The sequence below is a fragment of the Paenalcaligenes niemegkensis genome, assembly GCF_022230885.1.
Lineage (GTDB): Bacteria > Pseudomonadota > Gammaproteobacteria > Burkholderiales > Burkholderiaceae_B > Paenalcaligenes > Paenalcaligenes niemegkensis.
On record NZ_JAKGCT010000005.1, the window covers coordinates 188868 to 214514 of the forward strand.

The 25647-nt window shown below is 52.2% G+C and carries 27 protein-coding genes and 5 pseudogenes; 3 read left to right on the forward strand and 29 right to left on the reverse strand.

What is annotated here, in order from left to right; translation table 11 throughout:
• Positions 1 to 9 precede the first annotated feature (9 nt).
• From L1889_RS16525 to petA, 13 genes and pseudogenes are all read right to left on the reverse strand, one after another.
• Entirely contained in the window at positions 10 to 1413 is a 1404-nt protein-coding gene (locus L1889_RS16525) for an amidase (protein ID WP_238666131.1), read from the reverse strand.
• Positions 1410 to 1604, reverse strand: coding sequence for a hypothetical protein (locus L1889_RS16530; RefSeq protein WP_238666133.1), 195 nt, complete (start codon positions 1602 to 1604; stop codon positions 1410 to 1412). Before L1889_RS16530 ends, L1889_RS16525 begins: the two co-directional genes overlap by 4 nt.
• A gap of 98 nt (positions 1605 to 1702) precedes the next feature.
• Positions 1703 to 2638 (reverse strand): SMP-30/gluconolactonase/LRE family protein, encoded by a 936-nt coding sequence (locus L1889_RS16535; RefSeq protein WP_238666134.1) that lies wholly within the window; start codon positions 2636 to 2638, stop codon positions 1703 to 1705.
• Positions 2639 to 2685: 47 nt separating this feature from the next.
• Positions 2686 to 3414, reverse strand: coding sequence for an amino acid ABC transporter ATP-binding protein (locus L1889_RS16540; protein ID WP_257794026.1), 729 nt, complete (start codon positions 3412 to 3414; stop codon positions 2686 to 2688).
• 22 nt (positions 3415 to 3436) lie between these two features.
• Positions 3437 to 3646: a type 2 periplasmic-binding domain-containing protein gene (locus tag L1889_RS19325; RefSeq protein ID WP_372871835.1), complete on the reverse strand. Its 210-nt coding sequence runs from the start codon at positions 3644 to 3646 to the stop codon at positions 3437 to 3439.
• Between the two features lie 79 nt (positions 3647 to 3725).
• Positions 3726 to 4226, reverse strand: coding sequence for a transporter substrate-binding domain-containing protein (locus L1889_RS18605; RefSeq protein WP_257794027.1), 501 nt, complete (start codon positions 4224 to 4226; stop codon positions 3726 to 3728).
• A gap of 16 nt (positions 4227 to 4242) precedes the next feature.
• Positions 4243 to 4881: an amino acid ABC transporter permease gene (locus L1889_RS16550; protein ID WP_238666135.1), complete on the reverse strand. Its 639-nt coding sequence runs from the start codon at positions 4879 to 4881 to the stop codon at positions 4243 to 4245.
• Positions 4882 to 4909: 28 nt separating this feature from the next.
• Positions 4910 to 5584, reverse strand: a pseudogene (locus L1889_RS16555) (amino acid ABC transporter permease); the annotation flags it as partial.
• A 357-nt stretch (positions 5585 to 5941) separates the two neighbouring features.
• Positions 5942 to 6370, reverse strand: a complete 429-nt coding sequence (locus L1889_RS16560; RefSeq protein WP_238666136.1) for a ClpXP protease specificity-enhancing factor — start codon at positions 6368 to 6370, stop codon at positions 5942 to 5944.
• A 4-nt stretch (positions 6371 to 6374) separates the two neighbouring features.
• Positions 6375 to 6983, reverse strand: coding sequence for a glutathione S-transferase N-terminal domain-containing protein (locus tag L1889_RS16565; protein WP_238666137.1), 609 nt, complete (start codon positions 6981 to 6983; stop codon positions 6375 to 6377).
• Between the two features lie 143 nt (positions 6984 to 7126).
• Positions 7127 to 7980, reverse strand: a pseudogene (locus tag L1889_RS16570) (cytochrome c1).
• 20 nt (positions 7981 to 8000) lie between these two features.
• A complete protein-coding gene (locus L1889_RS16575) occupies positions 8001 to 9389 on the reverse strand; it encodes a cytochrome b (RefSeq protein ID WP_238666138.1) in 1389 nt (462 codons plus the stop codon).
• Positions 9390 to 9436: 47 nt separating this feature from the next.
• The gene (gene petA, locus L1889_RS16580; RefSeq protein ID WP_238666139.1) at positions 9437 to 10078 is read right to left on the reverse strand and encodes a ubiquinol-cytochrome c reductase iron-sulfur subunit; all 642 of its coding nucleotides are present in this window, start codon (positions 10076 to 10078) and stop codon (positions 9437 to 9439) included.
• A gap of 124 nt (positions 10079 to 10202) precedes the next feature.
• Between petA and mscL the strand changes: the two genes are divergently transcribed.
• Entirely contained in the window at positions 10203 to 10688 is a 486-nt protein-coding gene (gene mscL, locus L1889_RS16585; RefSeq protein ID WP_238666343.1) for a large conductance mechanosensitive channel protein MscL, read from the forward strand.
• A gap of 99 nt (positions 10689 to 10787) precedes the next feature.
• On the opposite strand, the pseudogene L1889_RS16590 reads toward mscL, so the two are convergent.
• Positions 10788 to 11563 (reverse strand): annotated as a pseudogene (locus L1889_RS16590) (Nif3-like dinuclear metal center hexameric protein).
• Positions 11564 to 11597: 34 nt separating this feature from the next.
• On the opposite strand from L1889_RS16590, the gene L1889_RS16595 reads away from it, so the two are divergent.
• Positions 11598 to 12749: a trypsin-like peptidase domain-containing protein gene (locus tag L1889_RS16595; protein WP_238666140.1), complete on the forward strand. Its 1152-nt coding sequence runs from the start codon at positions 11598 to 11600 to the stop codon at positions 12747 to 12749.
• 54 nt (positions 12750 to 12803) lie between these two features.
• On the opposite strand, the gene tatC is transcribed toward L1889_RS16595, so the two are convergent.
• The 13 genes and pseudogenes from tatC to L1889_RS16660 form a co-directional block, all read right to left on the reverse strand.
• Complete coding sequence (gene tatC / locus L1889_RS16600; protein ID WP_238666141.1) at positions 12804 to 13571, reverse strand: twin-arginine translocase subunit TatC; 768 nt, start codon at positions 13569 to 13571, stop codon at positions 12804 to 12806.
• Positions 13572 to 14171, reverse strand: a complete 600-nt coding sequence (gene tatB / locus L1889_RS16605) for a Sec-independent protein translocase protein TatB (RefSeq protein ID WP_238666142.1) — start codon at positions 14169 to 14171, stop codon at positions 13572 to 13574.
• A 29-nt stretch (positions 14172 to 14200) separates the two neighbouring features.
• Positions 14201 to 14425, reverse strand: a complete 225-nt coding sequence (gene tatA, locus L1889_RS16610; RefSeq protein WP_238666143.1) for a Sec-independent protein translocase subunit TatA — start codon at positions 14423 to 14425, stop codon at positions 14201 to 14203.
• A complete protein-coding gene (locus L1889_RS16615; RefSeq protein ID WP_238666144.1) occupies positions 14386 to 14805 on the reverse strand; it encodes a histidine triad nucleotide-binding protein in 420 nt (139 codons plus the stop codon). Before L1889_RS16615 ends, tatA begins: the two co-directional genes overlap by 40 nt.
• 93 nt (positions 14806 to 14898) lie before the next feature.
• A pseudogene (locus L1889_RS16620) lies at positions 14899 to 15242 on the reverse strand (phosphoribosyl-ATP diphosphatase).
• Positions 15239 to 15637 (reverse strand): phosphoribosyl-AMP cyclohydrolase, encoded by a 399-nt coding sequence (gene hisI / locus L1889_RS16625; protein ID WP_257794028.1) that lies wholly within the window; start codon positions 15635 to 15637, stop codon positions 15239 to 15241. Before hisI ends, L1889_RS16620 begins: the two are co-directional and overlap by 4 nt.
• Positions 15638 to 15639: 2 nt before the next feature.
• On the reverse strand, positions 15640 to 16431 hold the full coding sequence (gene hisF, locus L1889_RS16630; RefSeq protein WP_238666145.1) for an imidazole glycerol phosphate synthase subunit HisF: 792 nt from the start codon (positions 16429 to 16431) through the stop codon (positions 15640 to 15642).
• Positions 16428 to 17168, reverse strand: coding sequence for a 1-(5-phosphoribosyl)-5-[(5-phosphoribosylamino)methylideneamino]imidazole-4-carboxamide isomerase (gene hisA / locus L1889_RS16635; RefSeq protein ID WP_238666146.1), 741 nt, complete (start codon positions 17166 to 17168; stop codon positions 16428 to 16430). The genes hisF and hisA overlap by 4 nt, the downstream gene beginning before the upstream one ends.
• Before the next feature lie 66 nt (positions 17169 to 17234).
• Positions 17235 to 17876 carry an imidazole glycerol phosphate synthase subunit HisH gene (gene hisH / locus L1889_RS16640; protein ID WP_238666147.1) on the reverse strand — a complete coding sequence of 214 codons (642 nt, stop codon included), beginning with the start codon at positions 17874 to 17876 and terminating at the stop codon, positions 17235 to 17237.
• A gap of 180 nt (positions 17877 to 18056) precedes the next feature.
• Complete coding sequence (locus L1889_RS16645) at positions 18057 to 18842, reverse strand: enoyl-CoA hydratase-related protein (protein WP_238666148.1); 786 nt, start codon at positions 18840 to 18842, stop codon at positions 18057 to 18059.
• A gap of 2 nt (positions 18843 to 18844) precedes the next feature.
• A pseudogene (gene pcaF / locus L1889_RS16650) lies at positions 18845 to 20046 on the reverse strand (3-oxoadipyl-CoA thiolase).
• Between the two features lie 11 nt (positions 20047 to 20057).
• Entirely contained in the window at positions 20058 to 20867 is an 810-nt protein-coding gene (locus tag L1889_RS16655; RefSeq protein ID WP_238666149.1) for an enoyl-CoA hydratase/isomerase family protein, read from the reverse strand.
• Positions 20842 to 22392: a class I adenylate-forming enzyme family protein gene (locus tag L1889_RS16660; protein ID WP_238666150.1), complete on the reverse strand. Its 1551-nt coding sequence runs from the start codon at positions 22390 to 22392 to the stop codon at positions 20842 to 20844. The genes L1889_RS16655 and L1889_RS16660 overlap by 26 nt, the downstream gene beginning before the upstream one ends.
• A gap of 128 nt (positions 22393 to 22520) precedes the next feature.
• On the opposite strand from L1889_RS16660, the gene L1889_RS16665 reads away from it, so the two are divergent.
• Positions 22521 to 23330, forward strand: a complete 810-nt coding sequence (locus L1889_RS16665; protein WP_238666151.1) for an IclR family transcriptional regulator — start codon at positions 22521 to 22523, stop codon at positions 23328 to 23330.
• On the opposite strand, the gene L1889_RS16670 is transcribed toward L1889_RS16665, so the two are convergent.
• Entirely contained in the window at positions 23322 to 24827 is a 1506-nt protein-coding gene (locus L1889_RS16670) for a 3-hydroxyacyl-CoA dehydrogenase (protein WP_238666152.1), read from the reverse strand. The genes L1889_RS16665 and L1889_RS16670 overlap by 9 nt on opposite strands.
• A gap of 39 nt (positions 24828 to 24866) precedes the next feature.
• Entirely contained in the window at positions 24867 to 25646 is a 780-nt protein-coding gene (locus L1889_RS16675; protein ID WP_238666153.1) for an SDR family oxidoreductase, read from the reverse strand.
• Position 25647 lies beyond the last annotated feature (1 nt).

The window sequence follows — 25647 nt, forward strand, 5'->3', positions numbered from 1 at the left end:
GTAATCGGTTTATTTGTTTTGAAAAACTGGAGAGGCATGCTGCTCAATGGTGTAGGCCAGCGTGTACAAAAGCTGTTCAGCGTTGGGCTTGCCAATTAACTGAATACCAACGGGTATACCGTCTTTGGAGAGGCCTCCAGGTACTGAAATGGCAGGAAAGCCTGTGGTGTTGCTAGGTCCGGTCAGTCGGGACAGAATGCGCGTGTGGCCGGGCTTTCCGTCAATCAGCACATCGCGTTGTCCCACATCGGACGGCAAAATCGGTAATGTCGGTGTGATTAGGGCATCAATATGGTTAAACGCCTGACGGTGCTGCCGGATTAGGCGGTTACGCAGCTGTAATACTGTGATGTAGGCATCGGCATCCAGGAGCAGTCCGGCAATACCGCGATTGCGAACTTCGACATCAATTTTCTCAGGACACTGCTGAAGGTAACCTTTCATGCTCGAGTAAGACTCGCAGGCAAAAATAATTTGCTGGGCGATTAACAGCTCTTCCATCTCAGGTAGGGCGATGGGCACAATATGTGCACCAGACTTTCTCAGGAGTTCCACCGTTTCATCAAAGACCCGTTGAACTTCGGAATCAATGATGTCGAAATAGAAATTGGTGGGTACACCAATAACTTTTCCGGCAACGCCGCTGTCGATGCCTGCACTGTAGTCTTCTGTCTCCAGATCGACCGAGTAGGGGTCTTTTTCGTCAAAACCCGCGATTGCATTCAACAGCAATGCGTTGTCTTCAACGGTGCGTGTCATAGGTCCGAGGTGATCCAGTGTCCAGCACAGCGGCAGGGCACCGTGCTTACTGACTTTGCCGAAAGTGGGCTTCATGCCTACCAACGAGCAGGCTGAAGCTGGCATCCGTACCGAGCCGCCGGTGTCTGAGCCTATAGAGCCAAAGCATTGATACGAGGCCAACGCACCAGCCGAGCCGGAGCTGGAACCAGCGGTGATCTTGCCAGGTTTACGCGGATTCAGAACTGGTCCGAAGTACGATTTGTCGCCTGTCGGCCCTAAAGCGAAGGCCTGCATATTGGTTTTGCCCAAAATGACGGCACCGGCTTGGCGCAGGCGAACTACCACGTCTGCGTCGTACGCAGGAACAAAGTCTTTATGGGTTTCCGAACCAAAGGTGGTGCGAATGCCTTTAGTGTAAATCGCATCTTTCAGGCTTAGCGGCACGCCATGCAGACGGCCTCTATACTGACCTGCCAGTATTTCCTGTTCGGCCCTGCGAGCTGCAGCCATGGCTTCGTCGGCCATGACTGTGACATAGGCGTTATGGTTGCCATTGCGAGCTTCGATCAGCGACAGCGACGCCTCGGTCACTTCGACTGGAGAAAGTGCTTTAGATTGAATAAGGCTGCTGAGCTTGGCGATACTTAACTGCAGGAAATCAGGCGTACTCATTGCGCCTTTCCTTTTAATACCTGATGTACAGACTGGATAGGCTCTAGCGCCAGGTCAGGATTCAGATCCCGTATTTTTTGCAGGTTCTGTTGAAAATTTTGCTGATCGGCGCGGAAACTTTCCAGATCAAAATGTGAGGGATCTATTTGATTCCGCTCTAATAGTTGTTTAAGAACCTGCGTTGCATCCATGCGTATCTACCAAAAATTTCAGCTAGAAGTAAAACACTAATATATTACATAAGCTGTTTAAGATGTGTCTACTAGGTGTAAACACTAGTATTTCAGACTTAAAGCGCGCCGCGCACGTTTACGTAAAGACTAAATAAACTTTTCCCGGCCGCCATGAAAAGCTGATTATTATTTTTGCCACCGAAGCAAAGGTTGGCGCATCGTTCGGGTAAATGAATATGTCCCAGTGGGGTGCCCTGCTTACTAAATACACGTACCCCATCAAGTTCTTCGCTTCCCATCCCCCAGCCGCACCAGAGGTTGCCGTCTTCATCGCACCGTATGCCATCGGAGGTGCCTGGGCCGCAATCGATCAGTATGCTTTGATTCGTGATGGTTTTGCCGCTGGGCGCAACATCGTAGGCGTAGATAAGACGATTTGGCTGCGCTCGGGAGGCAACGATATACAGAATAGTTTCGTCGGGCGAAAAGCACAGGCCGTTCGGCCCTTCGACATCTGAAGCCACCACGGTGATTTCACCAGACTGGCCATCAATGCGATACACATTGGCGGGCAACTCTTGCTTGGCAGGCCGGCCTTCGTAGAAGTCGCGAATTCCGAACGGCGGATCGGTGAACCAGACAGAGTTGTCGGATTTGACGATGACGTCGTTAGGCGAGTTCAGTGGTTTGCCCTCAAAGGAGTCAGCCAGTACGGTAATGCTGCCATCGTATTCGGTACGGGTAACACGGCGGCTGAGGTGTTCGCAGCTGATGAGGCGGCCAAAGCGGTCCCGGGTATTTCCGTTCGCCATATTGCTACCCTGGCGAAAGACCGAGACAGAACCGGTGCTTTCTTCCCACTTCATGATCCGATCGCGTGGTATGTCGCTCCATAGCAAGAAGCGTCCATCGCCGAACCAGACGGGCCCTTCGGCCCAGCGGGTTCCACTTGCCAGCATTTCAACGGCGGCGCTAGCCAGCCGATAGTGGGCAAAGTCGGCGTGCAGACTTTGAATTCTAGGGTCGGGATAGCGTTCACTTACCTGCCACATGGTCTTGTCCTCGTGTCAATGGCGTTGATTTAACGAAACGGTGCCTGTTACATACCAATGCCGACAAACTCTTGCAGCTCTGGTGTCTTTGGATGGCTAAGAATCTCGGGGCCTCCCATCTCCCATACCAGGCCGTCACGCATATAAATGATTTTATCGGCCACCTTCTGGGCAAAACTCATTTCGTGCGTAACTAGTATCATTGTCATGCCGCCAGCGGCGAGCTCTTCAATGACTTTGAGTACCTCGCCGGTCAATTGCGGATCAAGCGCTGAGGTAACCTCATCAAATAACATAACCTGCGGAGCCATTGCCAGAGAACGGGCAATCGCCACACGCTGTTGCTGGCCGCCCGACAATTGCTCGGGATAGCTATCGGCCTTTTCCGATAAACCGACTTTTTGCAGTACGTCTTGCGCAATTTTTCTGGCTTCTGCGTTTCCCAGCTTGCGAACGTGTTTCAAGGCCAGCTTGATATTTTTCTCTACAGTCAGGTGGGGAAACAGGTTATAGCCTTGAAAAACAATACCGACATCACGCCGCAATAACTTTAAATCAGGCGCTGAGTCGGCCAAATTATGTCCGCAAACCGTAATCTGGCCTTCATTGATTTTTTCAAGATGATCAATGCAGCGTAATGCCGTACTTTTACCGGAACCGCTTTGCCCGATAATCGCAACGACTTCCCCTTTCTTAACCTCGAAGCTAACGCCCTTCAAGACCTGATTTGAACCAAATTGCTTATGGACATTGTCAAGGCAAACGATTACAGACATAGTGATTATTCTCGTTAACGAACTACTGAGCGTTGATGATTTCTTCAGGAAGATCGGTGCCGATGTCCTGTTTGTATAACTCGTTTAGCTTGCCGTTTTTCAGGTTGGCCTGAATCCAGTCATTGATCCAGTTCTTCAGGTTATCGTCGCCTTTGCGCACCCCAATACCAAACTGTATTTGCTTAAGTACGAATTTTTGTTCTAGTTCGAGTTTTGGATTTCTTTCGTTCATCAGCTTAACCATCTGCGGATTCTGCGCTACAACCTTGATCTGGCCACTGGTTATTGATGTTAGTGTCGTGGCCTCATCATCAAAGCGAACCACTTGAGCTGAGGGGGGCCACGTTCGTGACCTCAACATCATTCGTCGTACCGCGGGTTGCTGCAATACGCTGACCAGCCAAATCTTCGGGCCCGGTAATTTGCATGTTCTTGGGCGCTGCCACAATATTCAGCACAGCCGCATAGGGCACGGTGAAATCAATGACTTTGGCTCTGTCAGGTGTGTTGGCCAAGGTGGAAATGACGATATCGGCGCGTCTAGAGGTTAGGAACGGGATGCGGTTAGGTCCCGTGGTGGCTACGATTTCCAGCTTCACGCCCAGGTCGCTGGCCAGCAGCTCGGCGGTATGTACGTCAAACCCGCCGGCTTTGAGTTGTTCTGTTTGCAGTCCAAAAGGCGGGTTGCCTAGGTCAATGGCCACTTTGATGACCTTCTTTTCTTGAATATCGGACAAGGTATCGGCGTAGGCGAGTGAGAAGCCCGTTGTCATGATGGCCATCATGCAAAAGGTCAGAATGCTTTTTTTCATGTGAGTCTCCAGAAAGTTAGTGTCGTTGCAGTTGCAATTCCATTCTTCTGCTTATGACAGAAAGTGGATAACAAATAGCGAAGTACAGCAATGCCGCCAGACCAAAATATAAAAAAGGCTCGAAGGTAGAGTTATTCAGGATTTTCGAGTTATAGGCCAGTTCGGCATAGCCGACGACCAGCGAAGCAATCGACGTGTTTTTGACGATCTGCACCATGAAGCCGACCGTAGGCGGCAGGGAAATACGGATGGCCTGAGGTAAAACAACCAGCAGCATGCGGCGTGTTCGGCTAAGGCCCAGGCATTCCGCGGCCTCCCATTGAGGCTTGGGCACCGACTTGATGCAGCCTTGCCAGATGTCGCCCAGGTAGGCGGACGCATAAAAGGTCAGAGCCAGCACCGCAGCAAACAAAGGGTTGAGTGTTACGTTAAATAAACTGGGTCCATAAAATGCGACCCCCATCAGTACCAGCAGTGGAATACCCTGCAACACGGCAATGTAAATCGAGGCAAGGGTCTGTAAAGTCTTGCTGCCCGATACCCTCATCAGGCTGATAAAGAAACCGAGCAAGCCGCCACAGAGAAAGGTCAGCACGCTTAGAATCACTGTTCCCATGAAACCGCTTAGCAAGAACGTTAATTGTTGAATATTCATGACGTGAAATTCCTATGGCCTTACAGGGGGTGCCGAGCTTGCGCTGGCGGGGGAACAGAAGTTTTCCCAGTAAGGTGAACAAGAACCTCACGGCGAATGACAGCACCAGGTACATTAGGCCTATAACAATAAATACTTCGAAATTGCGAAAGGTCAGGCTTTGGATGCGAACTGAGATACCAAATAGCTCTTCCACTCCTACTGCAGACAAAATGCTGGTGGCAAGCATTAGTAGTACGTACTGACTGATCAGTGATGGGTATACCCTTTCCATGGCTGGAGCCAGCACCACCTGGAAGAACGTCTGAGCCTTGCTGAGTCCCAGGCAATCAGCAGCCTCCAGTTGCCCCTTGTGAATTGACTCTATTCCTGCCCGCATGATTTCTGCCGTATAGGCGCTGATGTTCACCACTAATGCTATTACCGCGCCCACCAGAATGGGCATGTCCATTCCGACGCTGGCCAGGCCGAAAATGAGAAAATAGGCCTGTATCAGCAAAGGCGTATTGCGAATCAACTCAACATATGCGGCGGCTAAAAAACGGCCTGGCTTGTTTTGACTTAAGCGGACACACGCAATGAACGTCCCCACAATAAAGCCAAGTACAGTAGCAAAGGCGCTGAGCTTTATCGTGGTCCACAGTCCGAATAAAAGCAGATCTTTATGCTCAAGGACAGAAGCAAAGTCGAAGGTGTAATTCATACCAAGCTATAGGGTAAGAGCAGCAACATCAAATATGGATGTTCTCTGCACTTTCCTTTGTCTCCTAATTTTTTTGAAGAAAAAACCGATGCTTTTCCAGGAATCTGGCTCTGCTTGTATAGCGCTTCAGGGGGCCGCCAACGCTATCGGGCGTATGTACTGCAAATTTCCATCACATCTGAAACACTAATATATTACATATGCTGCTAAAAAAGACCCCTACCTAGTGTAAACACCAGTGCACGCGGTTTAACTTCAAGAAAAGCACACCAAAGAGAAGTGGGTATTAGGTGCGAACGAAAAAAAACCCAGCCTGCATTTTTGATGCAGCTGGGTTTTTTAAATCATCTACCTGCTTTATTTAACTACTTTCAGGTGAGAGGGTTTGGCAGTGGAGGGTGTGTCGGCTGAAGCAGGTGCGGCGGGAGCGTCGCTTTGAGTGCTCTCGTCAGTGCTACCTGTATAGGCTTCGGACTCTGCCACCTCGAACCCCATGCCGGCACCAGTCTCACGTGCATAAATGGCAGATACAGCAGCCACCGGCACGAAAATATCTTCAGTAATACCGTTAAACCGCGCTTGAAAGTCGATGTATTCGTTTCCAAGGCGCAGTTGGTTCGTAGCCAGCAACCCCAGGTTCAGGGTAATTTGACCATCTTGGACATGGCTGAACGGAACCACCGTATTTTCGTCCACGCTGACTACGATGTGCGGGGTGTAGCCATTATCGGTGCACCATTCGTGCAGCGCACGGATTAAATAAGGTTTGGTAGAGGATTCTTGCATAAGCTTAACGGCGCATGACTTTTTCAGATGGAGTCAATGCCTCGATGAAGGCAGGACGTGAAAATACGCGTTCGGCGTATTTTTGAATCGGAGCAGCGCTTTTCGGAAGTTCAATGCCGTAGTGGTCCAAACGCCAGAGCAACGGCGCAACAGCCACGTCCAGCATCGAGAACTCTTCGCCCAGCATGTACTTGTTCTTGGTCAAGATCGGAGCTAGCTGAGACAAGTGGTCGCGAATTTGCTGGCGGGCCTTGTCTTGAGCTTTAGCGTCAGTATTGCGGCGATCTTCGAGCAACGATACGTTGGCAAAGAGCTCACGTTCGAAATTATATAGAAACAGGCGAGTACGTGCACGCATGGTTGGGTCGGCGGGCATGAGTTGAGGATGCGGAAAACGCTCGTCAATGTACTCGTTAATAATATTGGATTCGTACAGAACAAGCTCTCGTTCGACCAAAATGGGTACCTGGCCGTATGGATTCATTACCGAGATATCTTCAGGCTTGTTGTACAAGTCGATGTCACGAATCTCGAAATCCATGCCTTTTTCAAACAACACAAAACGGCAGCGTTGTGAAAACGGGCACGTTGTTCCAGAGTAGAGCACCATCATGTTGTGGATTCCAGTCGTAGAAATAAAAACAAGAGCCAAACGGTGGCTCTAACAGGAGCATCGGTCAACAATAGGCCCGATGACGATGTGAAGTGACAAATGCCTTGCTACCGTAAAGTATACGGCAGCAAGGGCTAATGTCGTTATTTAATGTCTTTCCAGTAGACCTTGTTCAAGCGCCAGGCTACACCAAAGAACACAAATAAGAATAACAGAACGGCCACACCGATTTTCTTGCGTACTAACTGTGCGGGCTCGGCCATCCAGGCCATGTAGTTGCTGAGGTCGGCGATATCGCTGTCGAACTGAGCTTGAAGCTTAGCATCAACCGGAGTGAGCTTAACGGTTTCGCCAGCTTTACCCGAGTAGTTACTGAGGTTCTCGGTTTGAGTGCTGGAAAAGCCATGCTCATCAAAGGTAGTGATAGTGCGTACCCAGCTTTTGGAACCGTCTTCCGCGGTAACTTCAGCAACGCTGTTACGTTCGAGGCTGGTTGGGCCCTGGCGCTCCCATAGTGCGTGTGGCATGCCAACGCTTGGGTATACAAGGTTGTCCCAGCCGGTGGGGCGGCTTGTGTCACGGTAGAAAGTACGCAAATACGTGTAGATGTAGTCGGTACCTGACGGGCCCAGGTTTGTGGACAAGGCCCGGGCGGTAACAGAAAGGTCGGGGGAGCCGCACCAAACCATTTGCCGCCATCAGCCGGAGCCATGGCGATGGTCATGAGATCACCCACTTTATCAGTGGTGAACAGCAGGTTCTTTTTGATCTCTTCTTCGCTTAGGCCAATTTCAGTCAGCTTGTTGTAGCGCATTGAATTTGCGCTATGACAGTTCAGACAGTAATTGACGAAGAGCTTGGCACCATTCTGCAAAGATGCCATATCGTTGATGCGGTTAGGAGCGCGCTCTAGCGGATATCCCCCATCGGCGGCGAGAGCCACCGTGCAGGTCAGGGACAACGCCAGGGCGCCAATCAGTTTTTTAATCATGGTCATTCCGTGTCGTGTTGAAGTCCTTAGTGGGCGCGGAAAGTCACGCGGTCCGGTACTGGTTTAAAGGTGCCCAGACGGCTCCAGACTGGCATCAGGAAGAAGAAGGCAAGGTAAATTACCGTGCCGATCTGGCTAAGCAAGTTGAATAGGTCGGTTGGCGCCTTTGTTCCCAGATATCCCAAGATCACAAAGTTGATCAGGAAGATGGCGTACAGGAACTTGTGCCAAGTCGGACGGTAACGGATCGACTTAACGGGTGAATGATCAAGCCACGGCAAGAAGAACAGAATAATAACCGCGCCACCCATGGCAACTACGCCCCAAAACTTAGCATCGAACACTTTGAAAGCGATGGCGACTGCGATAAGAATCACAGGAATAGCAATGCGCCATATACCGGGGAGGCGACCCTTGAAGAAGAGCACGACAGCAGCTATAACAGCGCCGCCCGCGAATATCCAGGTGAAGTCTTCGGTGGTGGCACGCAACATGGAATAGAAGGGCGTGAAGTACCAGACCGGAGCAATGTGCGGTGGCGTTTTCATTGAGTCGGCAGGAATAAAGTTGTTGAACTCAAGGAAGTAGCCGCCCATTTCAGGCGCAAAGAACAGAATCGCTGCGAAAACGATGAGAAAGCCCGCTACACCGACGATATCGTGTACCGAATAGTAGGGATGGAAGGGAATGCCGTCTAGGGGGATTCCTTTTGCATCTTTAGGACCATCTTTGATTTCTACGCCGTCCGGGTTGTTGGAACCAACTTCGTGCAGCGCGATTATGTGCGCAGCGACCAGACCGATAAGGACCAGCGGAATAGCGATTACGTGAAACGCGAAGAACCGGTTCAGCGTGGCATCAGAGACCACGTAGTCACCACGAATCCAGATAGCGAGCTCAGGGCCGATAAAAGGAATGGCAGCGAACAGATTCACAATAACCTGAGCGCCCCAGTAGGACATTTGGCCCCACGGCAACAGGTAGCCAAGGAAAGCTTCAGCCATCAGGCACAGGAAAATTGCAACGCCGAAGATCCAGACGAGTTCGCGGGGTTTACGGTATGAGCCGTAAAACAAGCCACGCACCATGTGCAGATACACCACCACGAAGAACATGGAAGCGCCGGTGGAGTGCATGTAACGGATGATCCAGCCACCCGGCACTTCACGCATAATGTATTCGACTGAGGCAAAGGCAAGCTCTGCATCGGGTTTGTAGTTCATGACCAGGAAGATACCTGTCACGATTTGAATTACCAGCACCAGAAGTGCCAACGAACCAAAGAAATACCAGAAGTTGAAATTCTTCGGCGCGTAATACTCCGACATATGCTCTTTGAAGAGGGTTGTTAGCGGGAAGCGCCTATCAATCCATCCTAAGAGTCCTGTCGTTTCGACGGTTTTCTCGCCAGCCATGAAACGGCTCCTTTAATCTTTGATAAAAACCAAGTGTTTAATTTGCATTAGGCTTTGTTGTCTTCGTCGACACCAATTGTAATGAGCATGCCGTCAGCGGAGAACTCGTAAGGCGGTACTTCGAGGTTGTCTGGGGCAGGTTTGTTACTGAAAACCCGACCAGCCAGATCGAAGGTAGAGCCGTGGCATGGGCATAGAAACCCGCCTGACCAATCGCTAGGGACTCCAGGCTGCGCACCAGGGTTCAGGTGTGGTGTGGGTGCGCAACCGAGGTGTGTACAAATACCAATGCAAACAAAGATTTCTGGACGGCGTGAGCGGTACTCGTTTTTTGCGTACTCTGGCGTAAAGCCAGCGCGATTCGATAAGGGATCAGCAAGCGCACCATCGTGTCCACTGAGAGAGGCAAGTTGCTCTTCGGTGCGATGTAAGATCCAAACAGGGTTGCCTCGCCACTCGACAGTACGCATTTGCCCGGGGGCGAGCGTAGAAATATCGACCTCAACAGGGGCGCCAGCAGCGCGGGCTTTAGCCGAGGGAGCAAATGACCCGACAAAAGGCACTGCGGCTCCTACACCGGCGACACCACCTACCGCACAGGCGGTGGTGACCCAGAAACGGCGCGAAGGATCGGACGGTTTCTTTTCGTCCGCTCCGTTTTCATCGGGCTGTGTCGTAATCTGACTCATTCTAGTATCCTTATTCCTGCCCTTCAGGGCTTCCCACAATTTACGGATTTTGGCCTGGGTTGTGTTCCATTAACCCAGTATTATAGCGTTACCAAACGCATGTGACTTGATCAAAGAGGTATATATGGGCAGAACCAGCGGTTTTATTCACGAATTTAGAGAATTCGCAGTCAAAGGCAACATGATTGACCTTGCGGTCGGGGTCATTATAGGCGGTGCCTTTGGCAAGATCATTGACTCTTTAGTTAAAGATCTCTTTATGCCACTAATCAGCTTCATATTAGGTGGCGAAGTCGATTTCTCAAATAAATTCCTCGTCCTAAGAGAACCGGAAGGCTATACCGGTCCACAAACCATCGAAGCCCTGAACGAAGCTGGGGCAGTGGTGTTGTCGTGGGGGAATTTCCTTACGATTTTTATCAATTTTATCTTACTTGCCTTCGTGGTGTTTTGCATGGTGAAAATGGTGAATCGTATGCGTGCAGCAGTGCATCACGAAGAGAAGCAGGCAGAGGCCGCAGCACCAGCGCCTACGCCAGAAGATATCGTGTTGCTACGTGAAATTCGCGATTCTTTGCAGACCCCACCCAACACAAACACAACACCCTAAGTTGCAGTTTGTATTCCTGATGCCCATGGCCCCGCTTCGGCGGGGCTTTTTGGCGTTCGTAGCGTGACATTTTGAGCAGGAAAGTAAAGGCAAAACTTCTTAAACCGGATTGTCGATATCAATAAAATCAACACGTACGCCAAAGTGTTCATGCAGTGCTTCGCCGACGGCTTTAACACCGTAGCGCTCCGTGGCGTGATGGCCGGCTCCAATGAATGCCGTACCGGTTTCGATGGCCAAGTGGTAGGTAGGTTCAGAGGCTTCGCCTGTGAGGTATAAATCGACTCCGGCATCTACGGCGGCTTGCATATAACCCTGTGCACCGCCTGTGCACCAGGCAATCCGCTTGATGTTTTGTTGTCTGCTACCAACAACCAGGGGCTCACGTTGCAATTGTTTGCAAATCGAATGGGATAGCGTCTCTAATGTTTGGGGTGTTGCCAGCTGTCCTAACCAGATCAGATTTCCGGGGCCACAAGTTAGAGGTTGTCCGTTGTCGTCCAGATCGGGGGTGAAGCCTAGCACCTTGGCCAGCTGCGCATTGTTGCCCAGCTCAGGGTGGGCATCCAGCGGAAGGTGGTAGCCGAAAATATTCAGCTCATGTCGCAGCGCCAGCGCCAGCCGGTTTTTTTGATACCCCGGATACGCGGATCTTCGTTCTTCCAGAACCATCCATGATGTACAAGTATGGTGTCCGCTCCGCGCTCAATAGCCTCTTCAATCAAAGCTTGGGTGGCGGTGACGCCGCAAACGACGTGGCTTACCTTATCGCGGCCTTCAACTTGCAGGCCGTTAGGGCAGTAGTCAGAGAAATTTTGCGGTTGCAGTGTTTGCTCTAGCCAGTGGTTAAGTTCGTTACGTGTGATTTCAGTCATTACATCCTTTTCCTAATTAATTCGGTTCGGTGTTATGCGTCGTTTTTGGTTGTTATTTGCTCAAACAGCGACAGTCTGTTTGGGTTTGTTATTTATAGTCTCCAGCCTGCGTCCCGCGTGGCTGGCAAATAATGCTTATGACACAGCGACAAGCGAGGGCGCTTCACAGAGCGCCACGATGCGACGGGACGACGCTGTGTCGAGTTATGCCGATGCGGTTGCCCGTGCTGTGCCCTCGGTGGTGAATATCTACACTGCTAAACACGTTAATGTACCAACAGGCCCGCAGTTTGACGATCCATTGCTGAATCGGCTGTTTAAAGACATGCCTGGCTTCCAGGAGCGTCGCCGCACTACGAGCCTGGGTTCAGGCGTCATAGTAAGCACCGACGGTTATATTTTGACGAATTATCATGTAGTGGAAGCTGCAGATGACATTGACGTAGCCCTGAATGACGGACGGTCAGCACGTGCCGAGCTTGTCGGGGCAGATCCTGAAAGCGATTTGGCGGTACTGCGTATTCAACTTGATAAGCTAAAAGCCATACCCGTAGCTTCAGCGCAGTCCAGCTTGCGTGTAGGCGATATTGTACTGGCCATTGGAAATCCCTTTGGGGTAGGCCAGACCACAACAATGGGAATTATCTCAGGTCTGGGGCGAAACCGCTTGGGCATTAATATTTTTGAAAACTTCATCCAGACCGATGCCGCCATCAACCCTGGTAATTCAGGCGGGGCCCTGGTAAATGCTCAAGGGAGCCTAGTGGGGATCAATACTGCCATTTACTCTGAAACGGGCGGCTCACTGGGCATAGGCTTTGCCATACCTGCTCAAGCAGCCTTGACCATCCTGGAACAAATTCGCGATACGGGTGCAGTGACCCGTGGGTGGCTGGGGGTTGAGCCCCAGGACATCACTGATGATTTGGCAGAGGTGTTCAATCTGAACACTGATAATGGCGTCATTATTGCTAGCCTGTTGCGCGACGGCCCTGCCTGGAAAGCAGGCATACGTGTGGGCGACATTATTACTTCGTTAAACGGAGCGCCCCTGCGAGATTCGGTTGAGCTGTTGAACCGGGTTGCACCTGTTGCTCCTGGCGAGAAGGTAAAGCTGCAGGTATTACGTGAGGGCAAGCTAACCGGTATTGACGTGGTAGTGGGCAGCCGGCCCGCTGTACGCTAACAATCGTCAGGCAGGGGCCGGTCTGTAGCTGGACTAATAGCGGGGTCAGGCTGCTTAAATTTCTTCTAGCTCTTGCGCTTCGGCTTCGGCTTCGCGTTTTTTTATGAAGGCGGCAAAGATGAGACCTACTTCATACAGCAAACACAGTGGCGCAGCGAGCAGAAATTGGCTGATGACATCAGGCGGCGTCACTACGGCGGCGATAACAAAGGCCGCCACAATGACATAACCGCGTATCTCGCGCAATTTTGCCACGGTAGTGACACCGGTTTTTACCAGCAAAATCACCGCAATTGGCACTTCGAACGTAATACCAAAGGCCAGGAACATCGTCATGACGAAGTTCAGATAGGCTTCGATATCCGGGGCTGGCGTGATGGACTCCGGGGCGAAGGATGCGATGAAATGGAAAACTGTTTTGAAGACCACAAAATAACAAAATGCCATCCCCATGATAAACAGCAGGGTACTGGAAAAAATCAGGGGTAAGGCCAGACGCTTTTCGTGCTTATACAGCCCGGGAGCAACAAAGGCCCACGCTTGATACAGCACCACGGGCAGTGCAATGACGAAAGAAGCCAGCAGGGTGACCTTAACAGGCACCATAAATGGCGTGATGACACCCGTGGCGATCATGCGGGTACCTTGTGGCAAGGAGGCCAGCATAGGCTGCGCAAGCGCATCGTAAATAACAGATGGGCCAGGGTACAGAAACAGCACAATAAAAACGCCTATTACGCTGATCACTGCTCGCATCAGTCGGCTACGCAGCTCGACCAGATGCGAAATAAAGGATTCGCCGGTTTGCGACTCTTGTGTCATTTAGAGATTGCCCTTCGATGTAGCATTGCTTGTGTCAGAGCCGGCGTTCTCTGTTTTAAGTTCAGAGGCCTCATCACGGCTGGAGGCGGGGTCGGCAGTTGCCGGCGAAGGAGCAGGCGGAACCGATGCCGGCGTGCTGGCTGTCTGGCCGGAATCGTCGGCCAGGGATGGGGTTTCAGTGCTGTCTAGCGGTAATTCGGCTTGGGCGGTGTGATCCTTGGTTGCGTCCTCAGCAGATTCGGACGGTGCATTACTTGAGCGTGCGTCTTCCACCAGCGAGTTAACCGATTTCTCGGTCGTGCTGGCGAAATCGCCCACGGCACGCCGGGCCTCTTCAAGCGGGTCGCTGATCTGCTTGGTGGTCGTGTTTACCGACTCGCGAACGGATTCAGCGGCATCTTTAACTTGGTTTTTGATCGATTTAACTTCTTCCAGGTTGATTTCGCGTTCAATGTCTGTTTTGACTTCGCTTACGTAACGCTGCGCCCGCCCGAACAGGTGGCCCACCGTACGCGCTACCTTGGGGAGACGTTCAGGACCAAGCACAATCAGAGCAACAATGCCGATTAACAGCAGCTCACTGAAACTTATGTCAAACATAAAAACGCAATACCTTTAGATCGGCAAACTTAAATGTCTTGCTTCTCTTTAGCCTGTACATCGACAGTGTGTTGATCTTGAACTCGCTGCGTTACGGCTTCGGGCTCGTCGTCTTGAGCTTCTTTGATACCTTTCTTGAAACCTTTGACTGCTCCGCCGAGGTCTTCACCCATGTTGCGTAGTTTCTTGGTGCCAAATACGAGGGCTACGATGACTAAAACAACCAGCCAGTGCCAAATGCTAAAACTTCCCATGTGCTGTCTCCGTTATGCGACAGCCGTCGCTGTAGTGTTCCAGGGGCGTTGCCCCCGATGATGTGTAAATGTAAATGGTCAATTTCTTGACCGCCGTCGTTGCCGCTATTGATTACCACGCGAAATCCGCCTTCAGCTCCGGGCCTGCAGCCGTTCTCGTGTGCAATCTGAGGCACTAATGCCAGCATATTGCCCAGCCAGGGGGCATCAGATTCTTTTACCTCTTGCAGAGATACAACATGATGGCGAGGTACGAGCAAAATATGTACAGGTGCAGCCGGATTAATGTCTTTAAAAGCAATGAACTCGTCATTCTCAAAGACTTTCTCAGACGGTATGTCGCCTTTTATTATTTTACAGAACAAACAGTTTTCACTCATGAAATGACTCTGCGTGATGGTGAATTGTTGAGAATAATGTTTTCGAAATTATGGCTTAAGTGTACCGTACCCTGCGACCCAGCACTTAAGGCTTCAGCTGTTTATGCGTTGTGCCTTCTCATCCAGACCGGATAACCCTTGACGTCGGGCAAGTTCGGCCAGTACAGCTTCGGGCCGCAGACCATAGTGGGTAAGCGTAACCAGGCAATGAAACCATAGATCGGCCGTCTCGGCCACAATGCGTTCAGGAGTATTATCCTTGGCTGCCATCACCAGTTCACAAGCTTCTTCGCCGATTTTTTCAGAAAGGCATCGGGCGCGTTGGCAAACAGACGGGCGACGTATGAGGTCTCGGGATCACCGCCATTGGCAGGCAGCCGGGTTTCGAGAATGTCGGCCACTTGGCTTAAGACATCAGCAGAAGTAGTTTGGTTCATAGATAAATTTTCTTGGGATCTTTGATTACAGGCTCGACACTTTTCCAGTGGGGGCCGTTATCATCGTTGTCGAGGCGCTGAAAGAAACAGCTTTCACGACCCGTGTGGCAGGCGATACCGCCGATTTGCTTAATTAGCAGCAAAACCACATCGGCATCGCAATCGAGGCGAATCTCGTGCACTTCCTGGGTATGACCGGACTCTTCGCCTTTGCGCCACAAGCGGTTGCGCGAACGAGACCAGTAAACTGCCCGGCGGGTGGAAGCGGTTTCGGCCAGGGCCTCGGCATTCATCCATGCCACCATCAAGACTTTACCGCTTTCGGCATCTTGGGCAATGGCGGGCACTAAGCCATGCGCATCGAATTTAACCTGATTAAGCCAAGCCTTCTGCATGGTTATGACCTTACCTGTATACCCTGGCTACTGAGGTACGCCTTGGCCTCGGCAATCGAGTAGGTGCCGTAATGGAAGATGCTGGCGGCCAGCACCGCGCTTGCGCCGCCTTGAAGCACTCCCTCGGCCAAGTGTTCAAGCGTGCCTACTCCACCAGAGGCAATGACCGGTATGGAAACAGCATTGGCCACTGCACGTGTGAGTTCAAGGTCAAAGCCTGACTTTGTGCCATCACGGTCCATGCTGGTTAGCAAGATTTCGCCTGCGCCTAAATCGGCCATCCGCTTAGCCCATTCTATGGCGTCGATACCCGTGGAGCGCTTGCCGCCATGGGTATAGAGTTCCCATTTAGGGGCTTCGCCAGGCCTCGACGTGCGTCGGGCATCAATAGCGACGACGAGACATTGAGAGCCGTAGTGTTCAGCGGCCGCCCGTACGAGGTCAGGGTTGGACACCGCGGCGCTATTAATAGACACCTTGTCAGCGCCAGCGTTAAGCAGACGCTGAATATCGCCGACTTCTCGTACACCACCGCCTACAGTAAGCGGGATGAAAATCTGCTTGGCGACCTCTTCAATAATGGGAAGAATAAGATCGCGATTCTCGGTGGTAGCCGTGATGTCGAGCAGGGTTAGCTCATCGGCACCCTGTTCGCTGTATTGACGTGCAATTTCAATGGGATCGCCTGCATCAACGAGGTCAACAAAGTTAACCCCTTTAACCACGCGTCCTGCGTTAACGTCAAGGCAGGGAATAATACGGCAGCTGTGCTGGGCTTGATCTATCTGGTTCATCCTTCGTACTCGTCGGCGTAATCTTGAGCCTCGGCGAAATCGAGAGTGCCTTCGTAAAGACTGCGTCCGAGGATCACGCCCTCGATGCCTTCGTGTTCGACTTCGCAAAGCGCTTCAATGTCGCTCATGCTGGCCACGCCACCTGAGGCGATGACGGGGATGCTGACGTGTCTTGACAGGCTTACGGTAGCCTCGATGTTAACGCCTGTGAGCATACCGTCGCGTCCGATATCGGTATAGATAATGGATTCGCAGCCGTAGTCTTCAAACTTTTTGGCCAGATCGAGTACGTCGTGGCGCGTGAGCTTGCTCCAGCCTTCAGTGGCTACCTTGCCATCCCGGGCGTCCAGACCAACAATAATATGGCCAGGGAAAGCACTGCAGGCATCGCGCAGAAAGCCAGGGCTTTTAACTGCAGCGGTTCCGATGATGACATAGCTCATGCCTGAATCAAGATAGGCCTCGATCGTGTCCAGGTCGCGTATGCCGCCGCCGATCTGTACAGGCACTTCGCCATCTACAGCTTTGATAATGGCTTTGATGGCTGCCTGATTGATCGGTTTGCCGGAGACGGCGCCGTTAAGATCTACTAAATGGAGGCGTCGGGCACCCTGGTCTAGCCATTGCGTAGCCATGGCACCGGGATCATCGGAAAATACGGTTGCGTCGTCCAGGTCACCCTGGCGCAGGCGCACACAACGCCCGTCTTGAAGGTCGATGGCGGGAATTAAAAGCATGATGTAGAGCCGTCAATAACGAAGTATTTAAATTAAAAATCGTAAACACCCGCAGGGCGGATGTGGTTAGGGGTTCCAGCGAGCAAAGTTGCTTAACAGGTGTAAGCCTGATTGAGCGCTTTTCTCGGGGTGGAACTGCACAGCAAATATGTTGTCGCGAGCGACAGCACTAGTAAATGCATAACCATACTGAGTCGTGCCTGCACATAGTGTAGAGGTAACTGGCTGAACGTAATAGCTATGAACGAAATAAAAGTGACTATTTTGAGCGATATTAGCCCAAAGAGGGTGCGGCTTCGCCTGTAAAACCCGATTCCAGCCTACATGGGGCACTTTTAGCCCCGCTGGATGCGATGGCGAATAGAAGGCATCGCCGTTAAAACGTATAACGTTTCCTGCAAATAGATTAAGGCACTCGACGTCGCCTTCGTCGCTATGGCTGAACAGCATCTGCTCGCCCACGCAAATTCCCAGCATGGGTTTGCTATGGGCATGGTCCAACAGGCTTTGATAGAGGCCAGATTGGTGCAGGGAAACCATACAATTGGGCATCGCGCCCTGGCCGGGTAATACCAGCCGATCGGCTGCGGCAAGCTGGTCAGGCGTGCTGGCCAGAATCACAGTGGCATGAGGCGCAGCGACCTGTAAGGCGCGGGCAACTGAATGTATGTTGCCCATTCCGTAATCGACAATAGCAATAGTGCTCACAACAGGTGGCCTGTAGGTAATTAGGGTACGCTTTGGTTGCGAGGGCCAGCTTCAGGCTCGGGGCGAGATGCATGACCACAGATTTTAAAAATAGTTTAGCGTTGGGTGAGCAGTTTCTATATAAATTATAGGGGTTTGATGGTTGAGGTTGCAAGCAATAAGCGGGCTCCTTTTACTAGGTTATTTCCCTACAAATACGGGTTTTCGCTTTTCCAGGAATGCTTTCATGCCTTCTTGCTTATCTTGGCTGGCAAACAGCACTTGCACTGCTTTACGCTCCATGGCGAGCGCAGCTCCGAGGGATGCGTCGGCACCGTGAATAATAACTTCTTTTATTTGAGCTAACGCAATAGGTGGCAAGTCGGCAATATGGTGTGCAAGGGCAAGAGCCTCGGTCATAACGGCCTCGTCGTCGACAACTTTACTGACCAGGCCCAATGTGTAGGCCTCGTCGGCGTTCAATAAGTTACCTGTCAAGCACAGGTACATGGCCTGAAACTTACCTACAGCTCTGGTTAGGCGTTGCGTGCCTCCTGCACCTGGCATGATTCCGACTTTGACTTCGGGCTGGCCAAAGCGGGCGTTCCGACCTGCCACGATGATATCGGTATTCATGGCCAGTTCGAGGCCTCCACCCAAGGCAAAGCCATTAACTGCTGAGATTACGGGCACCGGACATTCGGCAACGGCGTTCCATAGACGCTCGGTATGCCGCTGATACATTTCGATTGCGCTGATTTTAGACATATCTTCAATATCAGCCCCTGCAGCAAAGCTTTTTTCATCGCCCGTCAAGATGACGCAGCGCAGTTCGTCATCATCCATAAAGCCACGGAAAACCTCGGCGAGTTCTTGACGTATGCTCAGATTCAATGCATTACGAACATGGGGGCGGTTTAACCTGACCACCGCAATGCCCGGGTGAATACGCTCAAGAATGACTTCGCTTAATGTCAGTTCTGTCATGGCTAAACCCTTTCTATTACCATGGAGATACCTTGTCCTACTCCCACGCACATGGTGCATAGAGCACGTTTTAGCTCGTGCTCCTGAAGTTCAAGTGCAGCGGTAAGGACCAGTCGGGCTCCGGACATGCCCAAGGGGTGTCCCAAAGCAATTGCGCCGCCATTGGGGTTAACAAAGTCGGCATCGTCAGCTAAGCCGAGCGCGCGCATGACAGCAAGGCCCTGCGCTGCAAAAGCTTCATTTAACTCGACAATGTCAATATCACTGATACTCAGCTGTAAACGATCAAGCAGCTTATGCGTTGCAGGCGCCGGGCCAATGCCCATAATGCGTGGGGAAACCCCGGACACAGCCATTCCACGGACGCGGGCGATAGGTGTGAGGCCATAGCGTTCGGCTGCTTCCGGAGAGGCAATCAAGAGGGCTGCAGCGCCATCATTCACGCCAGAAGCATTGCCTGCGGTAATAGATCCACCCTGGCGAAATGGGGTGCGCAACGCCGCTAGCTGTTCAAGTGTTGTGGGACGTGGATGCTCGTCATGTTCAACAACGATCGGGTCGCCTTTCCGCTGTGACAGGCTGATCGGTGCTATTTCTTTGGCGAAACGGCCTCGGGCCTGGGCGGCGAGAGCCCGCTCTTGACTACGCAGGGCGAACCGATCCTGATCTTCGCGAGAAATTTTGAAATCAGCCGCGACGTTTTCGGCCGTTTCTGGCATGGAGTCGATGCCGTATTGCGCTTTTAGCAAGGGGTTAACAAAGCGCCAGCCAATAGTGGTGTCGTAAATTTCAGCGTTACGTGAAAAGGCGCTACCTGCTTTTGGCATGACCAGGGAGCCCGAGTCATTGACTCCACGCCGCCAGCGATAATGACTTCGGCTTCGCCTGTGCGGATCGCCCGAGCGGCCATTCCTACAGCGTCCATGCCCGAACCGCATAGGCGGTTGATGGTGGATCCCCCGACCTGTTCCGATAATCCTGCCAGCAGGACAGCCATACGAGCGATGTTACGGTTGTCTTCACCGGCTTGGTTGGCACAGCCGAAGATAACATCGTCAATGGCTTCGGAGGGCAGGGTAGGGACTTTTGCCATGAGCTCACGAATGGCATGTGCGCCCAGATCATCTGGCCGGACTGTAGCCAGAGCGCCGGCGTAGCGTCCAATGGGCGTGCGAACTCCGGCGCAAAGCAAAGCGTCTCGCATTTTATTTCTCCTTATAGCGGACAGTTTTTGGTGAAGTTCGGACGACGTTTTTCACGTAGGGAGTCGAGGCCTTCCTGAACATCGGGGCCTTTGAACCCCAGGAACTCCAACGCCAACGAGGCGTCGAAAGTAGGCCCTGCCATGCGCAGCCAATTATTGAGTGCATATTTAGTCCACCTTAAGGCCGTAGGCGACCCGTTGGCTAAACGCGTGGCGATTTCTATTGATTTATCGTGGAGTTCGTTGGATTCGACGCAAAGCGATACCAGGCCGATCCGCTCGGCTTCCTCTCCGCTGACGGCCTCACAAAGCATAAGGTAGTACTTGGCTTTAGCCATACCGCATAGCAGCGGCCATACGATGGCGGCATGGTCGCCAGCTGCTACACCAAGACGGGTGTGGCCATCAATAATTCGTGCGTCTTTGGCAGCGATAGAAATGTCAGCCAGCAAACCGGCGACGAGCCCTGCACCAACAGCGGGTCCGTCCATCGCCGACACCATGGGTTTGGAGCAATTGATAATGTTATAGACCAAATCGCGGGCTTCTTTCCAGACACGGGTGAGAGTATTGAAGTCTTCAGACATTTCTTTGACGAGGTCCAGATCTCCGCCGGATGAGAACGCGCCATCAGACCCACGGATGATGACCGCGCTGACATCAGGATCAGCGTCAATGTCTCGCCAAATGCGTACCAGTTCTCCGTGCATGATGGCGTCAGCCGAGTTCAGGCGTCCAGGGTTTTCCATGGTTACACGCAATACGCGTTCAGCAGGCCAGTCAAATTTCAGGCGCTTATAGCTGTCGTAAATAGAACTCATATTTTTTCTCCTTACCTGCCCAGTATTTTTCGCGCAGGATATTCTTTTGAATTTTCCCAATCGGTGTCTTTGGGAAATCGGCCACAAACTTGATCAAACGTGGGCGCTTGAAGCGAGCTAAGCGTTGCTCGCAGTGAGTGGTGATGGTGTCTTCATCAAGGGTAGCGTTTTCATGCAACAGTACGTATGCAGCGGGTACTTCGCCCCACTTTTCGTCGGGAATTCCAAATACCGCACACTCTGCGACTTCCTTGAGTTCGTATAAGGCGTTTTCTATCTCTTTTGGGTAAACATTCTCGCCGCCCGAGATAATCATGTCTTTAGCACGATCGATTAATGTGATGAATCCGTCTTCGTCCATTTTGGCCAGATCACCCGTTAAGGCCCACCCATTACGCCAAAATGCTGCCGTTTGTTCAGGTTCGTTGTAATACTCCAGCATGACATTGCTGCCACGCGATGCAATCTCTCCGACCTCGCCTTGGGGCACGGGCACGCCATGTTTGTCGACCAGGGCTATATCTACGTTGTAGGCCTGCCGTCCAATAGAACCGAGCTTGTCTTGCAGATACCAGGCGCGCAGCGAGGTAAGTACGCCCATTTCCGATTGGCCGTAAATCTGTGTCATCTCTACTTTAGGAAACAAGCGCAGCATGTCGCGCTGTACCCAGTCGGGCATGGGAGCGCCGGCAAACGAAAGTTTGCGCCAATGGGATAGCGAATCAACTGCTAAGTTGGGTTCACTAACAACCATGGATACCTGAGTTGGCACCATGAAGGCACCCGTCATTTTGGTCCGTTCTGCCATAGCCACGAAGCTGGCCACGCTCCATTTGCTGAGCAGTGTGCAGGTGGCGCCAACAAGGACGGCGGGCTGGAACATGATGTTCAGTGCGGCGACGTGGAAAAGCGGTGTCACAATACCGATGATGTCACGTTCGTCCAGGGCCTCTTCGATGGCCACAGTATGGGCTGTGATGTAGCGGTTGCGGTGGCTGCATAACACGCCCTTGGGCTTACCTGTAGTACCACCGGTATAAGTCATGCAAAACGGATCGTCAAAGCCTGGTTTTATGCTGGGGTACGCATCGCTACTGGCGGTGGAGTAGTCCTGAAAAAGTATGTCTGCACCTCCATGGCCTATGCGAACCAAGGTCTTCAGCAACGGCAGGCGATGCCGAATTGCGTCCACTTTGGCTTCGAACACATCTTCGTAAAGTAGCGTGCTTACATCGGCCTTTTCAACGACATAGGCTAAGTCGTCAGGCTGGTATAGCGTCGAAATATTGACCAGCACAGCCCCGGAGCGCGCAGCACCAAAAAACGTAATGGCATATTCGGTGCGATTGCGGCAGATAATGCCGATTTTTTCACCTTTCTGTATACCGTTGGCAATAAAGGCATTAGCTAAACGATTAGCTGCCAAATCAAGTTCACGGTAGCTCAACGACTGATCTTCCCAGATCACCGCGGCTTTATCAGGAAAGCGCTCTGCAGAGCGGCGCAGCATGTCCCCGGCTAGCATCCGGTTGTCTCCTTTAAGAATTATTCAGCAGACGCAAGAAAAAATGCTCGTGGTCTTTACTTATAAACACGATAATCTTAAACTGATTTTGCAAAAAGCAATTTCGCTGTGCAAAAATCAGGAGGCTTATGTCGGAAGCCAAAGATCGCCAATTTGTTGATGCCTTAGCCCGTGGCTTCGCCGTTCTGGAGTGCTTGTCCCGAGCGCAGCGCCCGATGGGCAATGGCGAAATTTCACGAATTGTTGGGTTGCCGCCCTCGACTATCAGCCGGCTGACTCACACCTTGACCGAGTTAGGGTATATTCGTCGCTCGTCCTCAGAGCGCACCTATGAACTGACTCCTAAAAACCTGACCTTGGGTTACCCGGTGTTGGCAGGTATGACGCTGCTGGATCGAGCGCGCCCCTATTTAAAGTCCATTAGTGATGAAACGCATGAAACCGTGGCGCTCGCCGTTCGGGACTCTTTGCATATATCGTTTGTCGAGGTCATTCCCGGCACTAATCTGTTGGCCGTCAGACTTGCCACAGGAGGGCGTTTGCGCATGGGCGTTTCGGCGGCTGGGGTGGCCATTACCGCAGCGCTCTCCGAACGTAAACGCTGGTCGACCTTAAATCGCCTCAGTGCAGATATGGAGCAGCGAAATGAAGACTTTAAGGCTTTTGAGCGTGCTCTAGAAGACTGCGATAAAACAGGCTATGCCATCGTTCGTAACCTATGGCAGGAAGGCGTTGGCGGTATATCAGTACCTTTGCTTTGGCAGGGCAGCCTGGCAGCATTGACCATGCCGATTTCAACAGGCAGCATCAACGAGCAGCGTATGCGTAACGATCTCGTGCCCATCTTGCTTAAAGCCGCGCACGAGATCGGGGCGGCTCCCGTTGGAGCGGCTCCCGTCGGGGCGGTCCCCTCAGGGGCCAATTTATCCTCAGGCTAAGGTTCGGGCCGAGAGGCCCAACTGCGCGCGGCGGCGTAGCCACTGGCTGGGGCGGTAGCGATCGTCACCGCTTAGCGATTGAGCCGCGAGCAGGATAGTGTAGACATTGTTTACCCCCAAGCTATCGCACAGTTGTAAAGGTCCTTGTGGATAATTCAGGCCCAGGCGCATGGCGCTGTCGATATCCTCTATGCTGGCGACGCCGGTTTGCGCCATTTCGCACCCCAGGTTGGCCACCATCGCAGCAATGCGTGGGCCAACAAAGCCCGGTGAGTCGTTGATGACACATACTTTGCGGCTGGCGGTGAAGGCGCTGACGACGGCGTTGACCACATTCATGTCGGCACCGGGTGCTTTCATTAACGTTATGCGTTTGTCCGTATTGCCCAGAAGGTCAATCGCTACGACTCGGCTGGACGCTAACTGAGGGTGTAGACGGCTGATGTAAGCACTGCAGTCTTCGCCAATGGGGGCGATGAGTATGGGCGATTTTCGGTCGTCGGTGGTCAGCACTTTGACACCGATATCAGTGAGCAATGCTGTTAACCGCTCATGGTTTTCGAGCACGACCACAGCGCTTGCAGCAGGGACATTACTGACGGCATCGGCTGACGGCGCGGCTTGTCCTTCTCCGTACGAATAGAAGCCGCGTCCGGTTTTGCGGCCGAGTTGCTTGGTCTCAAGCATATAGCGGTGCTTAGGAGTTGAGCGCAAGCGTGGGTCGGCAAAGAAACGCTCGTGAATGAATTGCGTTACAGGAAAGTTTACATCCATGCCGGTTAGGTCCATTAGTTCAAATGGACCCATGCGGAAATCAAAGCAATCGCGCATGATCGCATCAATTTGTGCGGGTGTGGCAACAGACTCGTGCTCAATAGCCAACCCTTCAGTGGTATAGGCACGTCCACCGTAATTGACTAGAAATCCTGGCATATCGTTAACGATCACCGGTGTGCGTCCCATGCGCTGACTGACCTCAACTAACATGTCCAGCACGGCGTTGTCGGTGTCCGGCCCTGGAATGACTTCCACCAACTTCATGAGAGGGACCGGGTTGAAAAAGTGTAGCCCTGCAATGCGTTCAGGACGCTCGCAACCTGCTGCGATTTCGCCGATGGGAATGGAAGAGGTGTTCGAAGCCAAGATGGCGCCCGGTCTCACGATAGCTTCCAGCTCGGTGAATAGGGACAGCTTTGCATCAATGTTTTCAATAATAGCTTCGACGACAAGATCGCAGTTGGCAAGCTCGGTAAGACTGGCGCCTGCGCGAAGGCATGCAATGGCCGCAGCAGCTTTGTCAGCTGGCATTTTGCCGTCGGCAACGCGTTTATTCAAGCGGTTGGTAATTTGCTCGCATGCGGCGGCTGCAACCCCTTCGCGGGCATCTATCAGGGTAACGCTTATGCCTCCCAATGCGGATACATGGGCAATTCCCGTACCCATGGCACCCGCGCCAACAATGCCAACGTGCTGTATCGGCCCTTTGCTTTCGTTCATTCTCTTCCTCTACTACTGATTTATAAATTTCCGGGCTGGTTATAGCAGCGATTTAACCAGGCCACCGTCGACGGTAATATTTTGACCGGTCATGTAGGCGGCATGCCGTGAGCTCATGAAAGCACAAACATGTCCGAAGTCTTCGGCACGGCCCAGGCGTTGCATGGGTATGGATTCCGCCATGCGCTGTTTGGCAGTCTCAATACTGATGCCGTCGCGTTCAGACTGGGCTTTGTACACACGTTCCAGAGCGCCAGTGTCCATAAGGCCTGGAAGTAGGTTGTTAACGGTGATGCCAAACGGAGCAACTTCTTTCGCTAAGCTCGACATCGCTCCGGTTAAACCTGCACGCACGCTGGTAGCGAGGCCCATGTTCGCATATGGCTCCCGAACAGTGAAGGACGTGATATTGATGATGCGGCCAAAACCAGCCGTTTTCATCGCAGGTAGACACATGACTGCGAAGTCGAGAGCCGACAGCATGTTGGTTTCCAGGGCATGCAGCCAGGTAGTGTGGTCATGCTGATCAACTGGACCTGGCGGGGGACCGCCTGCGTTAGTGATTAAAATGGAGACCTTGCCCAACTGCTGTTGCATCTGTTGCATGATGGCCTTGCGGCCGACGGGGATCGAGACATCGCCGGGTAAAGCGACGGCGTTATTACCCAACTGTTTGGCGGCGTAATGCGCATTTTCAGCGTTACGGCCATTTACGCCCACTTTTACGCCGGCTTCGACCAGCGCTTGTGCGCTGGCGAAACCTAAGCCTCGTGAGCCCCCTAGAACCAGGGCATTAAGCCCGGAGATACCTAAATCCATT